Below are 15951 nucleotides of genomic sequence, written 5' to 3' on the forward strand. Positions count from 1 at the left end.
GTTGATGGCGGTTTGGGGTTGATGGTGGTCGGTGGCGGCGGGTCAGCCCTGGAGGGCGATCTCCAGGCGGTCCAGCGCCCAGTCGAGGTCCGCGGGGCTGATGACCAGGGGCGGCGCCAGCCGGATCGTGGTCTCGTGCGTCTCCTTGGCGAGGACGCCGAGCCCCATCAGCCGCTCGCTGACCGGGCGTGCCCTGCCGGTCAGCTCCACGCCCGCCCACAGGCCGCGCCCGCGCACCTCGCGGACCGTCCCGCCGGGCAGCGCGCCGAGCCGCTCGTGCATGTGCGCGCCCAGCGTCCGGGAGCGTTCCTGGAACTCGCCGGTCCGCAGCATCGCGACGACCTCGCGGCCGATCGCGCAGGCGAGGGGGTTGCCGCCGAACGTCGAGCCGTGCTGGCCCGGCTTGAACACCCCGAGGACGTCGCGGTCGGCGACGACCGCGGAGACCGGCATGATGCCGCCCCCGAGCGCCTTGCCGAGGATGTAGACGTCGGGGACGACGCCCTCGTGCTCGACGGCGAACGTCGTGCCGGTGCGGCCGAGGCCCGACTGGATCTCGTCCGCGATCATGAGGGAGCCGTTGGCCGTGCACAGCTCCCGCACCGCGCGCAGGAACCCGCTCGGCGGGACGTTCACGCCCGCCTCGCCCTGGATCGGCTCGACCAGCACGCCGACGGTGGAGCCGTCCATGGCGGCCTTGAGGGCGTCCACGTCGCCGTAGGGGACGGTCCGGAACCCCGGCGTGTACGGGCCGTAGGAGTCCTTGGCGTCCGGGTCGGTGGAGAAGCTGATGATCGTGGTGGTGCGGCCGTGGAAGTTGCCCTCGAAGGTGATGATGTTCGCCTGGTCGGCGGGGACGCCGCGGACCTCGTACCCCCACTTGCGGGCGGTCTTCAGCGCGGACTCCACCGCCTCGGCGCCGCTGTTCATCGGCAGGACCATGTCCTTGCCGCACAGCGCGGCCAGCTCGGTGACGAACGGCCCGAACTGGTCGTGGTCGAAGGCCCGGCTGACGAGCGTCACCCGGTCGAGCTGCCGCCGGGCGGCCTCGGTGAGGCGGGGGTTGCGGTGCCCGAAGTTGACCGCCGAGTAGGCGGCGAGCATGTCCAGGTAGCGGCGCCCCTCGACGTCGGTCAGCCACGCGCCCTCGGCGTCGGCTACCACGATCGGGAGGGGGTGGTAGTTGTGCGCGCTGTGCTCCTCCGACAGCGCTCGCAGCTGCTCGGTCGACATGCCGTCCTTTCGTCACCCTCGTCGGCGGCCGGGTCCCCGGGGCCGGTCGGGTGGCCGTCGGCCCACTTCCAGCGTATGTTCGGCATCAAGCGGCGACCAATGACGGAAACCGACTTGGGGGGTGTTATTTGTTGCGTCTTGACGACTTGGACCGTCGGATCGTTGCACGGCTCCTGGAGGACGGCCGGGCCTCGTACGCGCAGATCGGGGACAAGGTCGGGCTGTCGGCCCCGGCGGTCAAGCGGCGTGTCGACCGGCTCCGCTCGGACGGTGTGATCAACGGCTTCGCGGCGGTCGTGGACCCCGCCGCGCTCGGCTGGACGACCGAGGCGTTCATCGAGATCTTCTGTACCGGCGCGACGTCCCCGGAGGAGATCTACTCCAGCGTCCGCGGCCATCCCGAGGTCGTCGCCGCGTACACGATCAGCGGGGACGCGAGCGCCCTGGTGCACGTGCGGGCCCGCGACATCCAGCATCTCGAGCAGGCCCTCGAACGGCTGCGGCGCGAGGACAACATCACCGCGACGAAGACGGCGATCGTGCTGTCCCGCCTGATCGGCCGCCCGATCGACGCACCGTCCGACTGACGCTCGCCTGTCCGGCTGAGGCGCGCCCGTCCGGCGTGCCCTCGCGCGCGTGCCCTCGCCCGGCGTGCCCCCCGGCGCACGCGGCCGGGCGGTCGCAGGTCAGCGTGCCGGACGCGGCGCGTCGGGCAGGGTGACGGGCGCGGCCGGGCCTCGTCCCGCGGCACCCGGCATCGGGCCCTGCCACGCGGGCGGCGGCGCGTCCGGGGGAAGGACGACGGGTCGCCTCCGCTCGCCCCCTGACGCGACGGGCCGGGACGGCGGTTCGGCCAGGTAGGCGGGCAGGAGCGCGGCGACGTCGGGCGGCAGCCAGCCCGGCGCGGGCGGGGCGCCCCCCGCGGCGGTGAGGACGGCGCCGGGCCCGGGCCGGTCGTCCGGGTCGTCGGCCAGGCAGCGCCCGACGAGCCCGCGCAGCTCGTCCGGGCAGCCGGTCAGGTCGTGCGTCCCGTCGCGGAACGGGCTGCGGCCGGTCGCGGCGAAGTGGGCCACGCCGCCGAGGAGCAGCACGTCGCCGGACGGGACGGGCTCGGCCCCCGCCCCGGCCCAGCCGAGGGCGGAGACGCGCGGCCCGTCCTCGGTGAGGTGGACGGTGTGGGCCGCGAGGCCGCCGTGGGCGAGGCCGGCGTCGTGGACGGCCCGGATCGCCGCGGCCAGTGCGGCGACCAGCGTCCGCACCGCCGCGACGGGCAGCGGCCCGGTCTCGGCGACCGCGCGCTCCAGCGTGGGACCGGGGACGTGGTCGGTCGCGGCCCACGCGCCCGTCTCGTCGGCGTGCCCGTCGAACACCGCCGTGAGGTAAGGCCCGCGGACCCGCCGCGCGGCGGTGATCCGCGCCCTGAGGCGGTCGCGGAGGGCGGCGTCGTCCGCGAGCCGCGACGGGAGGCGCGTGATCGCCAGCCGCCGCCCGCTCTGCGTCGTGGCCAGGTACGCCCGGCCGCCGCGGAGCCGCGCGAGCACGCGGTAGCCGCCGATCAGCGCGGGGTCGCCCGGCCGGAGCGGCTCGTACGCGGGCGGGGCGGCGGGGGACTGCGCGGCGGGGGACTGCATGGCGGCCTCCTGGGAGCCGGGCCGGGTGCGGCGGCCTCGGTCGTAGGAGCCTAACGTCCGGGATGCTGGGGCGGTGCCCGACTGTGCCGGAATGCCGGGAAGTAGGGTGCGTGACCATGGATGTCGGGACCGCTGACCTCATCGACGACTTCGGGGACGAGCTGCGCAGCTGCGAGACGCAGTTCCGGCAGTACGGGGCGCGCGTCGCGTTCGCCGGGCCCGTCTCCACCGTGCGCTGCCACCGCGACAACGGGCTCGTGAAGCGGGTCCTCAACACGCCCGGCGACGGCCGCGTCCTCGTCGTGGACGGTGCCGGGTCGCTCGCGTCCGCGCTGATGGGCGACATGATCGCGGCCTCGGCGGTGCAGAACGGCTGGGCCGGCGCGGTGATCCACGGCGCCGTCCGGGACGTGGCGGCGCTGCGCGGGATGGACCTCGGCGTGAAGGCGCTCGGGTCGAATCCGCGCAAGAGCGCCAAGGACGCCGCCGGGGAGGTGGACGTGCCGGTCTCGTTCGGAGGCGTGGAGTTCCGGCCAGGCGACTGGCTCTACAGCGACGAGGACGGCATCGTCGTGGCGGGCCGGAAAGTGCGCTAAAGGCGTCCTGAAAAGGAGAGATTCTCCCCTTCTGGGCGGTTCATGCCAGGCCGATCCGTGCAAGGTCGTACAATTCGGCCGTTGTCCGGCAGAACGGCTTGTCTCTACTTTCTCGGCAACGACTGAGACAGGAGAGACATGCGCGCCAAGAAGACTCTGTTGGTGCCCGCGGCGGCGATGGTGCTGGCCGCGGGACTCGCGGTCAGCCCGGCCGCCGCGCAGGTGAGACCTCCGATCCCGAAGCCCACCGCCAACCCGTGGCAGATGCGGCACTGGCCGCAGACGCAGCCCTGGCAGCGTGGCCAGCGGTCACGGGTGCTCCCGATGGACGCGCCGCGTCCGCTCGACCCCCAGAACTATGAGCTCCCCGACACCATGACCTGGGACGACTACAAGGCGGTCCCCGGGACGACATGGTCCGACCCGGCCCGCAAGGGGTCGGTGAAGAACTTCAAGGGCGCGCTGGTGCTGGTCGACTACAGCAACCAGCCGTTCGTGGTGACACAGCCGAAGAACTCCTCGATCTTCGGCAACCCGACCGTGACCAGCGACGTCCCGCGCTCGGAGGTCGCCAAGTTCTACCAGGACTTCCTCAACAAGCCGCAGAAGCTGAACAACGGCCACACCATCCACGAGTACTGGATGGAGGACTCCGGCGGCCGGTACGGCGTGGACCTCACGGGATTCGGCGCGTACAAGATGCCGGCCAAGGACCACGAGTACGGTGTGGACGGCATGCAGGGCGGCTCGGGCTGCCCGTCCGGCGACACCTGCCAGCGCGATCTGCGCCGCGACGCGCGCGCCGCCTGGGTCGCCGCCGTCGGCGAGGCCGAGGCCAAGAAGTACGACTTCGTCTTCTACCTCAGCGCCGGCCAGGACGAGTCGTCCACCTGGCAGGAGTTCGGCCAGATGAAGTTCACCACGCAGCAGGACGTGCCCGCCGCGTGGGGTTCCGGCGACTCCCGGCTGCCGAACTGGGTGAAGACCCGGTACGTGCCCTGGACGTCCTGGCAGGCCGGCTCCACGTTGTGGCCGGACGCCGTCAGCGGCAGCTCCATCCAGGCCGAGAGCTCGGGCATGGGCGTCTTCGCCCACGAGTTCAGCCACATCCTGGGCATCGGCGACAACTACAACAACCCGTACGGCGTCCCGGCGCGCCGCGACTACAGCGGCCCCTGGGAGATGCTCAGCCGCGGCACCTTCAACGGCCCCGGCGGCCCGCACAGCCGGTGGATGATCCCGGCGACGGGCGGCGCCTCGATGGGCGCGCAGCACATGCTGCGCAACAAGCTCAAGCTCGGCATCATCGACACGGGCAAGGTGCTCCAGCTCGACCGGGACACGATCCGCTCCTCCGGCACCCTCGTCGCGAAGATCACCGCACGCGCCGTCGAGCCCGGCAAGGGCGGGCTGTCGGGCATCAACCTGAAGTTCGGCTCGGGCGGTGACAAGAGCCCGGGCTGCAACACCTCCAGCGACCCCCTGTGCGACGGCGACGCCCAGCACAAATACGACAACTACACGATCGAGGTCGTCGACCGGATGGGCTTCGACTCCTTCACGACGGACTCCGGGGTCCTGCTGGCCAAGACCAAGAACGCGGACGACGCGCCGTTCATCTGGGTCAAGGACGCCAACCCGCAGGACATCGACAAGGTCGACTTCGTCCGGCCGGACGGCACGCCGCAGAAGATGACGATCGGCGACTACCGGCAGCTCTCGGACGCGCTTTACCACGCGGGCACCGACTCCGGCAGCGAGTACGAGTACGTCGACAAGGAGAACCGGCTGCACTTCTACGTCCTCGACCTGGCCCGCGACGCCAAGGGCGTGCTGTCGTACACGGTCGCGATCCGCTCCCTGGACGGCGCGGGCTCCCAGCGCCGCGGCGTGAAGGTCGGCTCCGGCGAGGCGGCCCCCGGTGACGGCGGCTGGGCCAAGTGCACGCTGGACCTCCAGAACACCGGCACGGGCGGGACCGGCTACTACGGCTCCGACGTGTTCCGCCTCAAGGCCGACGTGACCGGCAAGGGCTGGACGGCCTGGCTGCCGAACGCGCTGGCGACCGCCACCGCGCAGGGCACCACGAAGGTGGACGTCTGGGCCAAGGCGGGCCCGGGCGCCGACCCCAAGTCGGAGCTGCGGCTGACGGGGACCTCCGAGAGCGACCCGTCCCAGACCGCCTCCGGGACGTGCCGCCTTCCCTGAACGACCATCTGAACAGCGGCGGCCGCCGTCACGGAGCCACACGTGACGGCGGCCGCCGCGCGTCCGGGACGCCCGCGGGAGGCGGCGGGCCGACACGCGCCACGTAATGATCATTTCTAGGTAAGCTGCCCGTCCGCAGGCGCTATCGGCGGCGGTAAAAGGGTGCGTCCTGGGCTACGTTACGAATCGTGACGATATCGCAGCGCAGAGCAACCGGGATCCGCAGGCCGTGCGTCGTGGTCCTCGTGGCCGCGGTCTCCGTGGCCGCCCTGCTCGCCGCGGTCCCGGGTGCCGCCCGCGCGGGATCCGCACCGGCCGGCAGTGCCGCCGCCCCGCGGACGTCCGACGCCGACCTGCGCCGTGGCCCCGACCTCGGCGGCCCCGTGCGCGGGCTCGACGGCAGGCTCCGGCGCAGTGGCGTCGACGCCGTGATCGGCTCCGCGGGGCAGCGCAGGCTCGGCGGCGGCTGCGGACGTGCGGCGGGCGTCCCGGCCGGTTCCCTCGTCCACTGCTGGGACCGGGAGGACTCCGTCACCCGCACGTGGGTCCCGCAGGGCGTGACGGGCATCTCCGACGCCGTCGACGACGAGCGGTGGAGCGGCGGCGGCCGCCCGCTGCTGGTGTCGTGGCACGACAAGGGCAGCACCCGGGTCACGTTCGTCAACCCCGACCGGCGCTCGTACCGGCACGTCCTGCTCGTCGAGCCGGGGACGCGCGGCGGGCGGCCGACGTTCGGCGACATCGACGTCCACGCCGGCGGTATCGCCTGGTTCGGGAACAGGCTGTACGTGGCGGACACGCGGCGCGGGGTGCGCGAGTTCGACATGAGGCAGATCTACGACCTGGCCGCGAGCAGGGCGGGCTCCACCGAGCACGAGGACCGGATCGGGCTGCACGGCGGGAAGTACTACGGGCACGGCTTCCGCTACGTGCTGGCGCAGACGGGGAGCTGGCTCTACGCCCGGGGCGGCGCCGGTCCCCGGTGCCGGGGCGCCGGGCCGCTGCGCACGTCCTGGCTCTCCATCGACCGGACGACCTACCGCCCGGTGCTCATCGCGGGCGAGTACTGCCGTCCGTCGGCCCCGCGCGGCCGGGTCGTCACCTGGCCGCTCAGCGGCCTGACCGGCGGCGCCTCCCACGTCCGCGCCGACTGGATCGCGCTCCTGCCCGATGACAAGATCCAGGGCGGTGTCCGCACGCACGGCCAGTGGTGGTTCACGCACAACCGGGGCACGCGGCGCGGGCAGCTCCTCACGGCGTACCGCGACTGGGACGAGTGGGGCGGCGTGCGGCGGATGACGATCTCCCACGGCCCGGAGGACCTGTCCTGCTACCGGGGGCAGGGCCGCCTCTGGACGGTCGCCGAGCACGCCCACCGGCGGGCGCTCTACGGCCTGCCCGCGCGCTCCTGCTACTGACCGCGCGCCGGGACGCTCAGGCGCCGACCTCCTGACGCGCGGGCGCCGCGCCGGACACGGGACGTCGCCCGGCGGCGTGTCCCAGCGCGACGGTGCCGAGGGCCGCGACGGCGAGGACGGCGCCGATCCACGCCGTGGCCCGGTATCCGGCCCCGGCGTCCAGGGCCAGCCCGCCGAGCCAGGGCCCGGCCGTGATGCCGACGTTGAACGCCGCGACGTTCCCCGCGGCGGCGAGGGTCGGGGCGCCGCCGGTCAGCGCGAAGACCCGCGTGTTCAGCGTCGGGTTGGTCGCGAACCCGAACCCGCCCAGCAGGAACACCAGGGCCACGGCGGGCACCGGCGAGCCCGCCGTCAGGGCCAGCGCCGCCGAGGTGACCGCCAGGCCCGCGACGCCGGTGTAGAGGGTGGGGACGGCGCGCGTGTCGGCCGTCCGCCCGCCGGCCGTGATGCCGATGAGCGCGCCGACGCCGTACAGCGCGAGGACGGCCGGCACCCACCGCTCGGCGAGGCCGGTCGTGCCGGTCAGCATGGCGCCGAGGTAGCCGAACGTGACCAGCAAGGCGCCCGTGGCCAGGGACGTCGTCGCATACGTGAGCCACACCTGGGGCCGCGCCAGCGCGCGCAGCTCGTCCCGGACGCGCGGCGCCTTCCCCTCGGGACGGCCCGGCGGGACGGTCGCCGCCACCCCGGCCATCGCGAGCGCGGACAGCGCCGCCACCGCCCAGAAGGCGGCGCGCCAGCCGAGATGCTGGCCGATGACCGTCCCCGCCGGGAGCCCGACGATCGTCGCCAGGGTGAGGCCGCCCGCGACGATCCCCATGGCCCTGCCGCGGGCGCCGCCGGGGACCAGCCCGACCGCCACGACGGCGGCGACCGCCCAGAACCCCGCGTACACGAACGCCCCCGCGATCCGGGTGGCGAACAGCACCCCGTAGCCGGGGGTCAGCGCGCCCACGGCGTGCGTGAGGGCGAAGGCCGCGAGGAAGGCCAGCAGCGACCGCCGCCGCGGCCACCGCAGCGTCAGCACGGCGAGGACGGGCGCGCCCGCGAGCATCCCGATCGCGAACGCCGAGATCAGCAGCCCCGCGCGGGGGACGGACACGCCGAGGTCGGCGGCCATCTCCGGCAGCAGCCCCGCGAGCATCAGCTCCGACGTGCCCTGCGCGAAGATCGCGAGTCCCAGCACGTAGACGGCCCGTGGCATCGGCCATCGCCTCCCTGTTTTAGATTGTTCAGTTCAAAATCAGCGCAAAAAAGGGGACGGCCCGCGTGCCGCCCCTCCGGGTCAGATCGCGCTCATCGCCGTCTCCGCGATCCCCGACAGCGTCGCCCGGTCGGCACCCCCTCGGGCCGCGACCCGCATCCCGCTGACGGTCGCGACGACGAAGTGCGCGAGCGCCCGCGCGTCCTTGCCCGCGTCGATCTCGCCCGACCGCATCCCGGACTCGATGGCCGCCCGCAGGGCCGCGAGCCGCCGCTCCTGGTCACGGGCGATCCGCTCGGCGATCTGCGGATCGCGCGGCGCCATCTCCACGATGGCGTTGACGACCAGGCACCCGGCCGGGTCGCCGGTCTCGGTGTCGGCGGTCCGCTCCAGCAGCGTCCGCAGCCTCTCGCGGGCGGGCCCGTCGCCGTCCAGCAACTCGATGAGCGCCGCCGTCCGCTCCTCGATGTAGCGGTCCAGGGCCCTCTCGAACAGCTCGTGCTTGCTCCCGAAGGCGTTGTAGACGCTGCTGCGGCCGAGGCCGGTGGCCTCGCAGAGATCCTCCGTGGACGTCGCCTCGTATCCCGCCGTCCAGAACGCGCGCATGGCGGCGTCCACGGCGCGTGCCTCGTCGAACTTCCGCGGTCTCGCCATGCCGTCACGCTACCACGTTATGGACTGATCAATCCAAAAAGGGTCAGGGGCCCGCGGGCGGTGAGGCGTGCGCGACTTGGACGGGCCGCTGCTCCCCGCGCCGGACGAACACGCCCCGGCCCGGCGGTGCCTCCTCGTCCGGGATCAGGGCTCCGTAGCGGTCCGCCTCCTGCCCGCGGGCGCGTCCCAGCAGCAGCGCCGGTGCCCCGAAGTCGTGCATCGCCGTGACCACCGGATCGGGCTCCCGCCCGGGGAGCCTCGGGCGGCGGGCGACGATGAGGTGCATGTCCTTCTGGGCCAACGCCCCGAGACCCGGCAGCTGGGCGAGCGGGTCGTCGTCCGGTGAAGCGACGTCGATCGAGATGAAGAAGCTCTCGGTAGGCCGCTTCTGATGCAGGTGCCTGTTCAGGAACCTTTTGAACTCCGCGGTGTAGTAGGTGTAGTGGACGCCCCGGGGGACCGGTGAGTTAAGCCCGAACTCGGTGGCGATCCCGCGCAGGTACCGGTCGGGGTCCAGGACGTACACGGTGGGCGGTCCTTCCCGCCGCGTCACGATCCCCTCGATGATCAGATGGATCAGGTTGGCCCGTCCCGACCCGGCGTGACCGATGACCAGCAGGTGGGGCTCGGCCGTGAAGTCCAGGAGCACGGGCGCGCGGGTCAGGCCCTCGACCCCGATCGGGACGCGGTCTCCGGTGACCGGCGGGAGATCGCCCACGTTGAGCGTCTCGGGAAGGCCGGGCGATTCCGGGACGGCGGGAGGCGGGACGAGGTTCACCGAGCGGGGGAAGAGCGCGCCGAGCCTGAAGTCGGCGGAGAGGATCTCCTCCAGCCCGGGGCGTTCGCCGCTGAGGATGACGACCGTGTCGCGCCCATGCCGCTCGACGAGCGCGATCAGCCGCTCGACGAGGACCTCGCCCTCGTCGGTGCCCATGAGGGGCGCGAGGGCGTCCACGCCGTAGAGGAGCAGGACGCCGCCGCCCGCCTGCCGGAGCATCCCAGAGACGCTGGACAACGCCTCGCCGGGACCGGACGCGGCCAGTGCCTGCCACGAGAGGTCCGTCACGGTGGCGTTCGGCAGGACGCCGAGATCGGCGAGCATCTGACCGTAGCGTCGCGCCGTCTGCCTCATCTCCGGCTCTGGGGGACCGTGGAAGACCAGATGGCGGGAGCCCGCGGCCCGCCGCCCCCGCAAAATCTCCTCCTCCACGGTGAGGAGCCCGCGGAGGATGTTCCTGACCCACTCGGGTTCGGGACCGTCCTCGACCTCCCACCACAGACCCGTGAGCGTCTGAAGGTCCGGCGGTTCCGGCGGGTCGGGCGGCTCTTGCTCGTGGGATGGCGAGAGTGCGACCTCGAAGCGGCGCGGGCCGTCCCCGGGGGTCTTCAGGTAAGCGGTGCGGCCGTCGGGGAACGCGAGCGCGCCCTGGCCGACGACCTGGCTGAGTTCGGCGGGTGTCAGGTGGTTCGCCGCGACGCGCCAGCCGAGGAGCGGGAGGAACCGGTTCCAGGTCCTGCTCTCCTCGACGGTCGTCGACGAGAGCAGCAGGTGGACGCCGAGAGACTCGCCCCGCTGTGCCAGCGCCAGGAGCGCCTCGGCCACCTCGGGCCTGCTGGACGGGAACGTCAGGGAGAACGTCAGGGAGACATCGACGACCAGGAGCAGGCGCCGCTCCGGCCGCGCCCGGGAACGCGACTCCAGCTCCTCCAGGAAGCCCACGAACTCGCGGAGCCTCTTGGGGTCACCCAGAAGCTCCTCGTAGGAGCGCCTCTGGTGGAGGAGGTCGAACTGGACGCCGAGGGGGTGCGTGCCCAGCCCGGCGAAGACGATCCCGAGGTCGGACGGAGGGTAGGCGTCCGTGAGGGCCGAGACGACCGCCCGCACCACCCGCTGCCGCACGGGCTGCTCCCCGACGACCAGCCCGTGCGGCATGCCCGCGGACGGGTCGAGCGGGTTCAACTCGACCTCGTGGCCATCCTCGTCGAGGCCGATCACGCAGGACGGCGCCTGCGGCTCTCCGGAGGCGAACCACCGGTGCGCCATCCTGCCCTGGAGGGCGAGCATGTCGGCGTACGGCGTCTCCGCCGGGCGGAAACGGGTCTGACGCTTCCGTCCTTCGTGCTTGAGCAGGGCGGATCCGTCGCCGGGGAACGTGATCTCCCACCGTGCGGGCGGTATGTCCGGCCGCACCGACGTGAGGAAGACGAGCCGGATGCCGAGGTCGGTGTCGTCCTGGCCGAGGTGCGCGGCGATCTCGTCCATCTCGCGGCCCGTCGTCGGCAGCCGCCCGACGGATTCGACGAACACGACCAGGGCGGGGAGCGGGGCGAGGTCCCGTCCACCGGCGATGGCCGCCTGGTAGGCGTCCCAGGTCGCCGCCCGGAGGACCGACCTGCGGCGCGCTCGCTCGGCTCCGAGGGCCGGAAGCCCGTCGATGGCGTCCGTGGTGTGCGGCAGCGTGTCCAGCGGGAACCGGTAGTACGGACTGGGGGCGTCCAGATCGAGGAACGCGAAGGTGACCGTGCCGGGTGAGTGGTTCAGCGCCAGGCCGAGGACGATCGTCTCCAGCAGCCGGTAGCGGCTGTCGTGCGAGGCGTCGATGATGAGGCCGTGCGAGGCGGGAGTACCGCCGGGCAGGATGTCGACCCAGACCGCGGCCCCGTCCTCGTCCTCGCCGATGGCGGTGGGCTGCGGTGGGCGGTCCCAGCCTTGGCCGATCAGGTCGTCGACCTGCCGTCCGTAGAGGTCGAGCAGGTGCGGGGGACCGGAGGACGCGGGTGCGAGCGTCGCGCCGGTCTCGGCGGTGACCAGGGCGAAGTGGTCGGTGTCCGCGGCGAGCCGCACCGGGCCGCCGTCGGCGGGCAGCAGGGCGCGGAAGGTCTCGGCGGCCGTCCCGGCGCGGCGCTCGATCTCGGCGGACACGGCTTCGAGGACGTGCCGGGTGTGCTGGGCCTCGGGACGCGGGAGGGTGTCGAGGAGGGCCTCGCGGGCGCCGGGGACGAACGCGTAGCGGACGCCGCCGGCCGGGCGGAGCAGCCCGCTCAGCAGCACCTCGGCGAGCCGCCCCGGGCCGGAGCCGCCGAGCACGCGGTGCTGGATGAGGCGCATGACCGGCAGCGACGGATCGGACACCGCGACGTGCGCGGCCAGCTCCGCGGCCTCCGCCGAGGCCGTCGAGAGAAAGCGGCGGACGCGCTCGGCGACCGGCAGCTCACGCTCGCGCAGGACGGGCACGCCCCCCGGCGTCCGCGACGGCAACGTCGTCACGGCGGCGGGCTGCGGGCCCGCGCCGGACACCAGGTGCGCCCAGGCGGCGAACCAGTGCGGGGCGACCTCCAGCACCGGGACGGGGACGCCCGGGGGCGGCGCCCCGTCGTACGGGGTGAAGCGCAGATCGGCGTTGGCGGCGCCGGGACGCGGCAGCACCGCCAGGCCCGGCGAGGCCGGGGCCGCGGTGCGCCGCCAGAGACGCTCGGGCAGCGGCTGGACGATCGCGGCCGGCCCGGCCTGCGCCCAGCGCCGGACGGCGCGGGCGGCGCGGCCGTCCCACCAGTGCGGCCCGGAGCAGTCGCTGAGGACCAGGACGGCGTGGCGGCCGGAGCCGTCCAGCAGCGTGCCCGGATCCCGGGGCGGCGCCCCGGCGGCGGAGGAGACGCGTCCGGTGACGTCCAGGTGGCCGACGTGCACGTCGCGGAACGCGCCCTGGCGGACGAGCGCCTCAGCGAGCTCGCGGGCGAGGGGCTGCCAGAGGCGCATGGTGGGGCCGCCGTCCACGACGAGGGTCAGCGTCAGCCAGCGCTCGGGCGCGGGGACCAGGACGGGCGTCCACCGGCGCGCGCCGACGCTGTGGGCGCCGGTGTTCAGGGCGCCGGTCATGCGGGCGTCGGCGATCCGCGCCGCCGTGGCGTCCTCGTCCAGCTCCAGGCGGTGCCGCGACGGGACGCGGCGCTTCAGCGGGCGCAGCGCCCGCTGGACGCCCAGAGGGTCGGCCAGCATCGGCGCCGTCGGGACGAGGACCTCGACCGCCCCGCCCGCCGCCCCGCCCGCCGTTCCGCCCGCCGTCGCCGCCCCCCTGGCGGGACGCGGATGCAGGGCCGCCCGGGGCCGGGGGACCGGTGCAGGCCCGGGGGTGGCGGGGACCGGGGGCGGGGACGCCGCGTCCGCGGGTTCCGCGGCGGGCGGGACGGGCGCCGGTCCGGTGCGCTCCGGTTCCCCGCCGGTGGTGGGGAGGTGGCAGGCGAGCCAGAGGAGCTCGCTCATCTCCAGCGCGTCGGGCGCGCGCGGCCCGACGGCGCCGAGCACGTCCCGCAGCCGGTCAATCGTCATCCGCGGGCCCGCTCAGGTAGGGCATGACGCGGTCGGCCAGGGCCTGGCGGTCACCGGAGTCGGCGTGGCGGCACAGGTAGACGGCGTTGAGGAGCTGGTCGGTGGCCAGCGTGCCCGACGAGGAGCGCTCGAAGAAGCGGCGGACGAGGTCGTCGCTCTGGTCGGCGAGGGGGCCGAGGTGCTCGCGGACGATCGCGGCCAGCTCGGCCTCGCCCGCGGGCTGCCGCAGGTCCACGCGGACGCAGCGGCGCAGGAACGGCGGCGGGAACTCGCGCTCGCCGTTGCTGGTCATCACCACCAGCGGGAACGCGCGGCAGCGGACGGTGCCGCCGGTCACCGCGACGCGCGGCCCGTCGGCGGTCATCACCTCGGCGGACGGGTCGGCGCGGCGGACCAGCTCGGGGATCTCGTACTCGCCCTTCTCGAAGATCGTGAGGAGGTCGTTGGGCAGATCGATGTCGCTCTTGTCGATCTCGTCGACGAGCAGGACGCGCGGGCGGCCGTAGGGGAGCAGGGCGGTGCCGAGGGGGCCGAGCCGGATGTAGCGGCCGACGTCCTCGTCGGCGGGCGCGCCCTCGCGGCCCGCCGCGTACAGGCGGGTCAGCGGGTCGTACTGGTAGAGGCCGTCGCGGAGGGTCGTCCGGCTGGTGATGGGCCAGTGCAGGACGGGCCCGAGGCCGAGCTCGTGGGCGACCGCGTAGGCGAGGGTGGACTTGCCCGTGCCGGGCGGGCCCGTCACCAGCAGCGGGCGGCGCAGGTACAGGGCCGCGTTGACCTGCTCGACGGCGTCCTCGGACGGGCGGTACGTCGTCGCCGAATGCGCGTTCCCCGACGGGCCGGGCGGGAAGGGCAGGAGGGGGCCGCCGTCGAACGCCCGCCAGGGCGGGGGCGGCGGCAGGCGGTCGACGCCGTCGTGCGGGCGCCGGCTCCCGGTGTAGAGCAGCCAGTCGGGCACCTATACCTCCATGGCGAGCGGGGGATCGGGGAGCCGGGACGGGTCGTCCCACAGCAGGGTGAGGTCGCGGCCGCAGTGCGGCTGGTCGTGGGGCGCCGAGAGCGCCTTCTTGCGCAGGGCCAGCGCGACCCTCGGCAGGTCGCCGGGGTGCTCGCGCTCGACCGCGGCGGCCAGGTCGTCCAGGAGCCGGTGGTTCCGGCAGGTGGCGTGGTCGGGCGCGTCGCAGGCGGTGCGCGTCCAGAGCATCACCGGGACGCCGTTGTTGAGCGCGGCGGCGAGCCTGCTCCGCACCGGCCGGCATCCGTAGACCAGGACGCAGTAGTCGTCGTTGGCCTCCAGCCAGTCCTGGAACTCGGCGCCCTTGCGCGTGTCGTCGCAGCCGATCCGCTGCGGCTCGCTGCGCCCGCGCTCGTACAGCAGCCGCCACCGCAGCCGGGCCTGGTCGCGGCGGATCGAGTCGGGGCGCAACCGGTCCACGTCCCGGACGACGACCGGGTACTTCCGCATCGCGATCTTCTTGACGCGGTCGACGTGCCAGGTCTCGAACGGCTTGCTCAGCCAGGTCTCCGGGACGGCGAACTCGATCATCCAGTCGCGGTCGACGACGGCGTGCAGCGAGCGGGCCACGCTCGTCTCGACGGCCGTCCGCACCTGCCGCTCCCGCACGCGCTCGGTCCGCTGCGAGGGGCCCTCGGCGCCGTCGATCCAGGTGTGCACGGTGACGTCGAAGGCGTTGCCGAACGTCACCCGCTCCAGCCGGACGATCAGCGACGCGAGCGCGGACGCGGTGTCCGCGCGGGGCGGGCCAGGGGCGGGGCGCAGATGGCGTGCCGTCCAGGTGTCGAGGTGGTGGCGCCGGGGCCCGGGCAGGTGGCGTCCGAGCGTCCCGAGGTAGCGGGTGAGCCGGTCTTCGGGAAAGCCCTCGGCGACGAGCCGCACCGAGTCCCACGCCGAGCGGGGCGCCTCGACCGGGGGCCGGCCGGTGACCGCGCCGAGGTCGCGGGCGAGCGGCGCGGTGAAGGGGACGCCGTCCAGCAGCGTCCGCAGCTCGCGGCGCGCCGGGGAGGTGAGCCAGCCGAGCGGCAGGAGGTCGTCCAGTTCCTCCCAGTACAGCCTCATCCGGGAGATCGGCAGCATCCAGCCGAGGGAGGCGCGGCGGTCGCGGCCGAGCTCGGCGTTGGTCACCATGCCGATGACCTCCCCGGTGGCCTCGTCGTGGACGGCCGACCCGCTGAAGCCCTCCTCCAGCCAGTGGCCGGGGAGCGTCCGCAGCTCCCACCACTCGCGCCGCATGCGCTGGTGCGGGCTCGTCGTGACCGACGCGTACCGCTCCCCGTCGTCCTTGCGGTTCGGGAAGCCGCAGGCGGTGAACGCGTGGCCGCCGGCCGTCCGGGCGGGCAGGTCCGCCGGTCCCGCCAGCCGCGCGGGCGCGTACGGGACGGGCTCGTGCAGTTCGAGGACGGCGACGTCGCCGGGGTCGCCGGCGCGGTCCCAGCCGCCGCGCGCGACCACCGAGGCGGGCAGGTCCTCCAGCAGCCCCGGGAACCCGACGCGCGCCTCGTCCAGGCCGTGGAGGGTGTGCGCGCAGGTCACCAGCGTGGTCGGGGTCACCAGGAACGCGGCGCCGAGCTTGCGCCCCGCCGGATGGCCGACCCAGGCGCGCCACTCCCAGTCGTCCACCGTGCGGCCACTCCAGTCCGCTCGCCCGCAGCCCCCTGTCAGCCG

The 15951-nt window shown here is 74.2% G+C and carries 11 protein-coding genes; 4 read left to right on the forward strand and 7 right to left on the reverse strand.

Annotated elements, in window-relative coordinates:
* Window positions 1–42: 42 nt before the first annotated feature.
* Window positions 43–1233, reverse strand: coding sequence for an ornithine--oxo-acid transaminase (rocD, locus tag AGRA3207_RS29285; protein WP_231330312.1), 1191 nt, complete (start codon window positions 1231–1233; stop codon window positions 43–45).
* 131 nt (window positions 1234–1364) lie between these two features.
* Between rocD and AGRA3207_RS29290 the strand changes: the two genes are divergently transcribed.
* The gene (locus AGRA3207_RS29290) at window positions 1365–1820 is read left to right on the forward strand and encodes an Lrp/AsnC family transcriptional regulator (protein WP_231330314.1); all 456 of its coding nucleotides are present in this window, start codon (window positions 1365–1367) and stop codon (window positions 1818–1820) included.
* A gap of 99 nt (window positions 1821–1919) precedes the next feature.
* Here the strand turns inward: AGRA3207_RS29290 and AGRA3207_RS29295 are convergent, their stop codons facing one another.
* Window positions 1920–2864, reverse strand: coding sequence for a protein kinase family protein (locus AGRA3207_RS29295; RefSeq protein WP_231330316.1), 945 nt, complete (start codon window positions 2862–2864; stop codon window positions 1920–1922).
* 116 nt (window positions 2865–2980) lie between these two features.
* Between AGRA3207_RS29295 and rraA the strand changes: the two genes are divergently transcribed.
* The 3 genes from rraA to AGRA3207_RS29310 all read left to right on the forward strand — a co-directional run bounded on the left by rraA (window position 2981) and on the right by AGRA3207_RS29310 (window position 7086).
* A complete protein-coding gene (gene rraA / locus AGRA3207_RS29300; protein WP_231330318.1) occupies window positions 2981–3460 on the forward strand; it encodes a ribonuclease E activity regulator RraA in 480 nt (159 codons plus the stop codon).
* Between the two features lie 138 nt (window positions 3461–3598).
* Entirely contained in the window at window positions 3599–5668 is a 2070-nt protein-coding gene (locus AGRA3207_RS29305; RefSeq protein ID WP_231330320.1) for a M6 family metalloprotease domain-containing protein, read from the forward strand.
* A gap of 188 nt (window positions 5669–5856) precedes the next feature.
* Complete coding sequence (locus AGRA3207_RS29310; protein WP_231330322.1) at window positions 5857–7086, forward strand: hypothetical protein; 1230 nt, start codon at window positions 5857–5859, stop codon at window positions 7084–7086.
* A gap of 16 nt (window positions 7087–7102) precedes the next feature.
* Here AGRA3207_RS29310 and AGRA3207_RS29315 read toward each other — a convergent pair whose 3' ends face one another.
* The 5 genes from AGRA3207_RS29315 to AGRA3207_RS29335 form a co-directional block, all read right to left on the reverse strand.
* The gene (locus AGRA3207_RS29315) at window positions 7103–8290 is read right to left on the reverse strand and encodes a Cmx/CmrA family chloramphenicol efflux MFS transporter (protein WP_231330324.1); all 1188 of its coding nucleotides are present in this window, start codon (window positions 8288–8290) and stop codon (window positions 7103–7105) included.
* 81 nt (window positions 8291–8371) lie between these two features.
* Window positions 8372–8944, reverse strand: a complete 573-nt coding sequence (locus tag AGRA3207_RS29320; protein WP_231330326.1) for a TetR/AcrR family transcriptional regulator — start codon at window positions 8942–8944, stop codon at window positions 8372–8374.
* A gap of 43 nt (window positions 8945–8987) precedes the next feature.
* Entirely contained in the window at window positions 8988–13271 is a 4284-nt protein-coding gene (locus AGRA3207_RS29325; RefSeq protein WP_231330327.1) for an SAV_2336 N-terminal domain-related protein, read from the reverse strand.
* Window positions 13261–14226 (reverse strand): AAA family ATPase, encoded by a 966-nt coding sequence (locus tag AGRA3207_RS29330; protein ID WP_231330328.1) that lies wholly within the window; start codon window positions 14224–14226, stop codon window positions 13261–13263. Before AGRA3207_RS29330 ends, AGRA3207_RS29325 begins: the two co-directional genes overlap by 11 nt.
* Window positions 14227–15906, reverse strand: a complete 1680-nt coding sequence (locus tag AGRA3207_RS29335; RefSeq protein ID WP_231330329.1) for a VMAP-C domain-containing protein — start codon at window positions 15904–15906, stop codon at window positions 14227–14229.
* Window positions 15907–15951 lie beyond the last annotated feature (45 nt).

This window comes from Actinomadura graeca, assembly GCF_019175365.1.
Taxonomy (GTDB): domain Bacteria; phylum Actinomycetota; class Actinomycetes; order Streptosporangiales; family Streptosporangiaceae; genus Spirillospora; species Spirillospora graeca.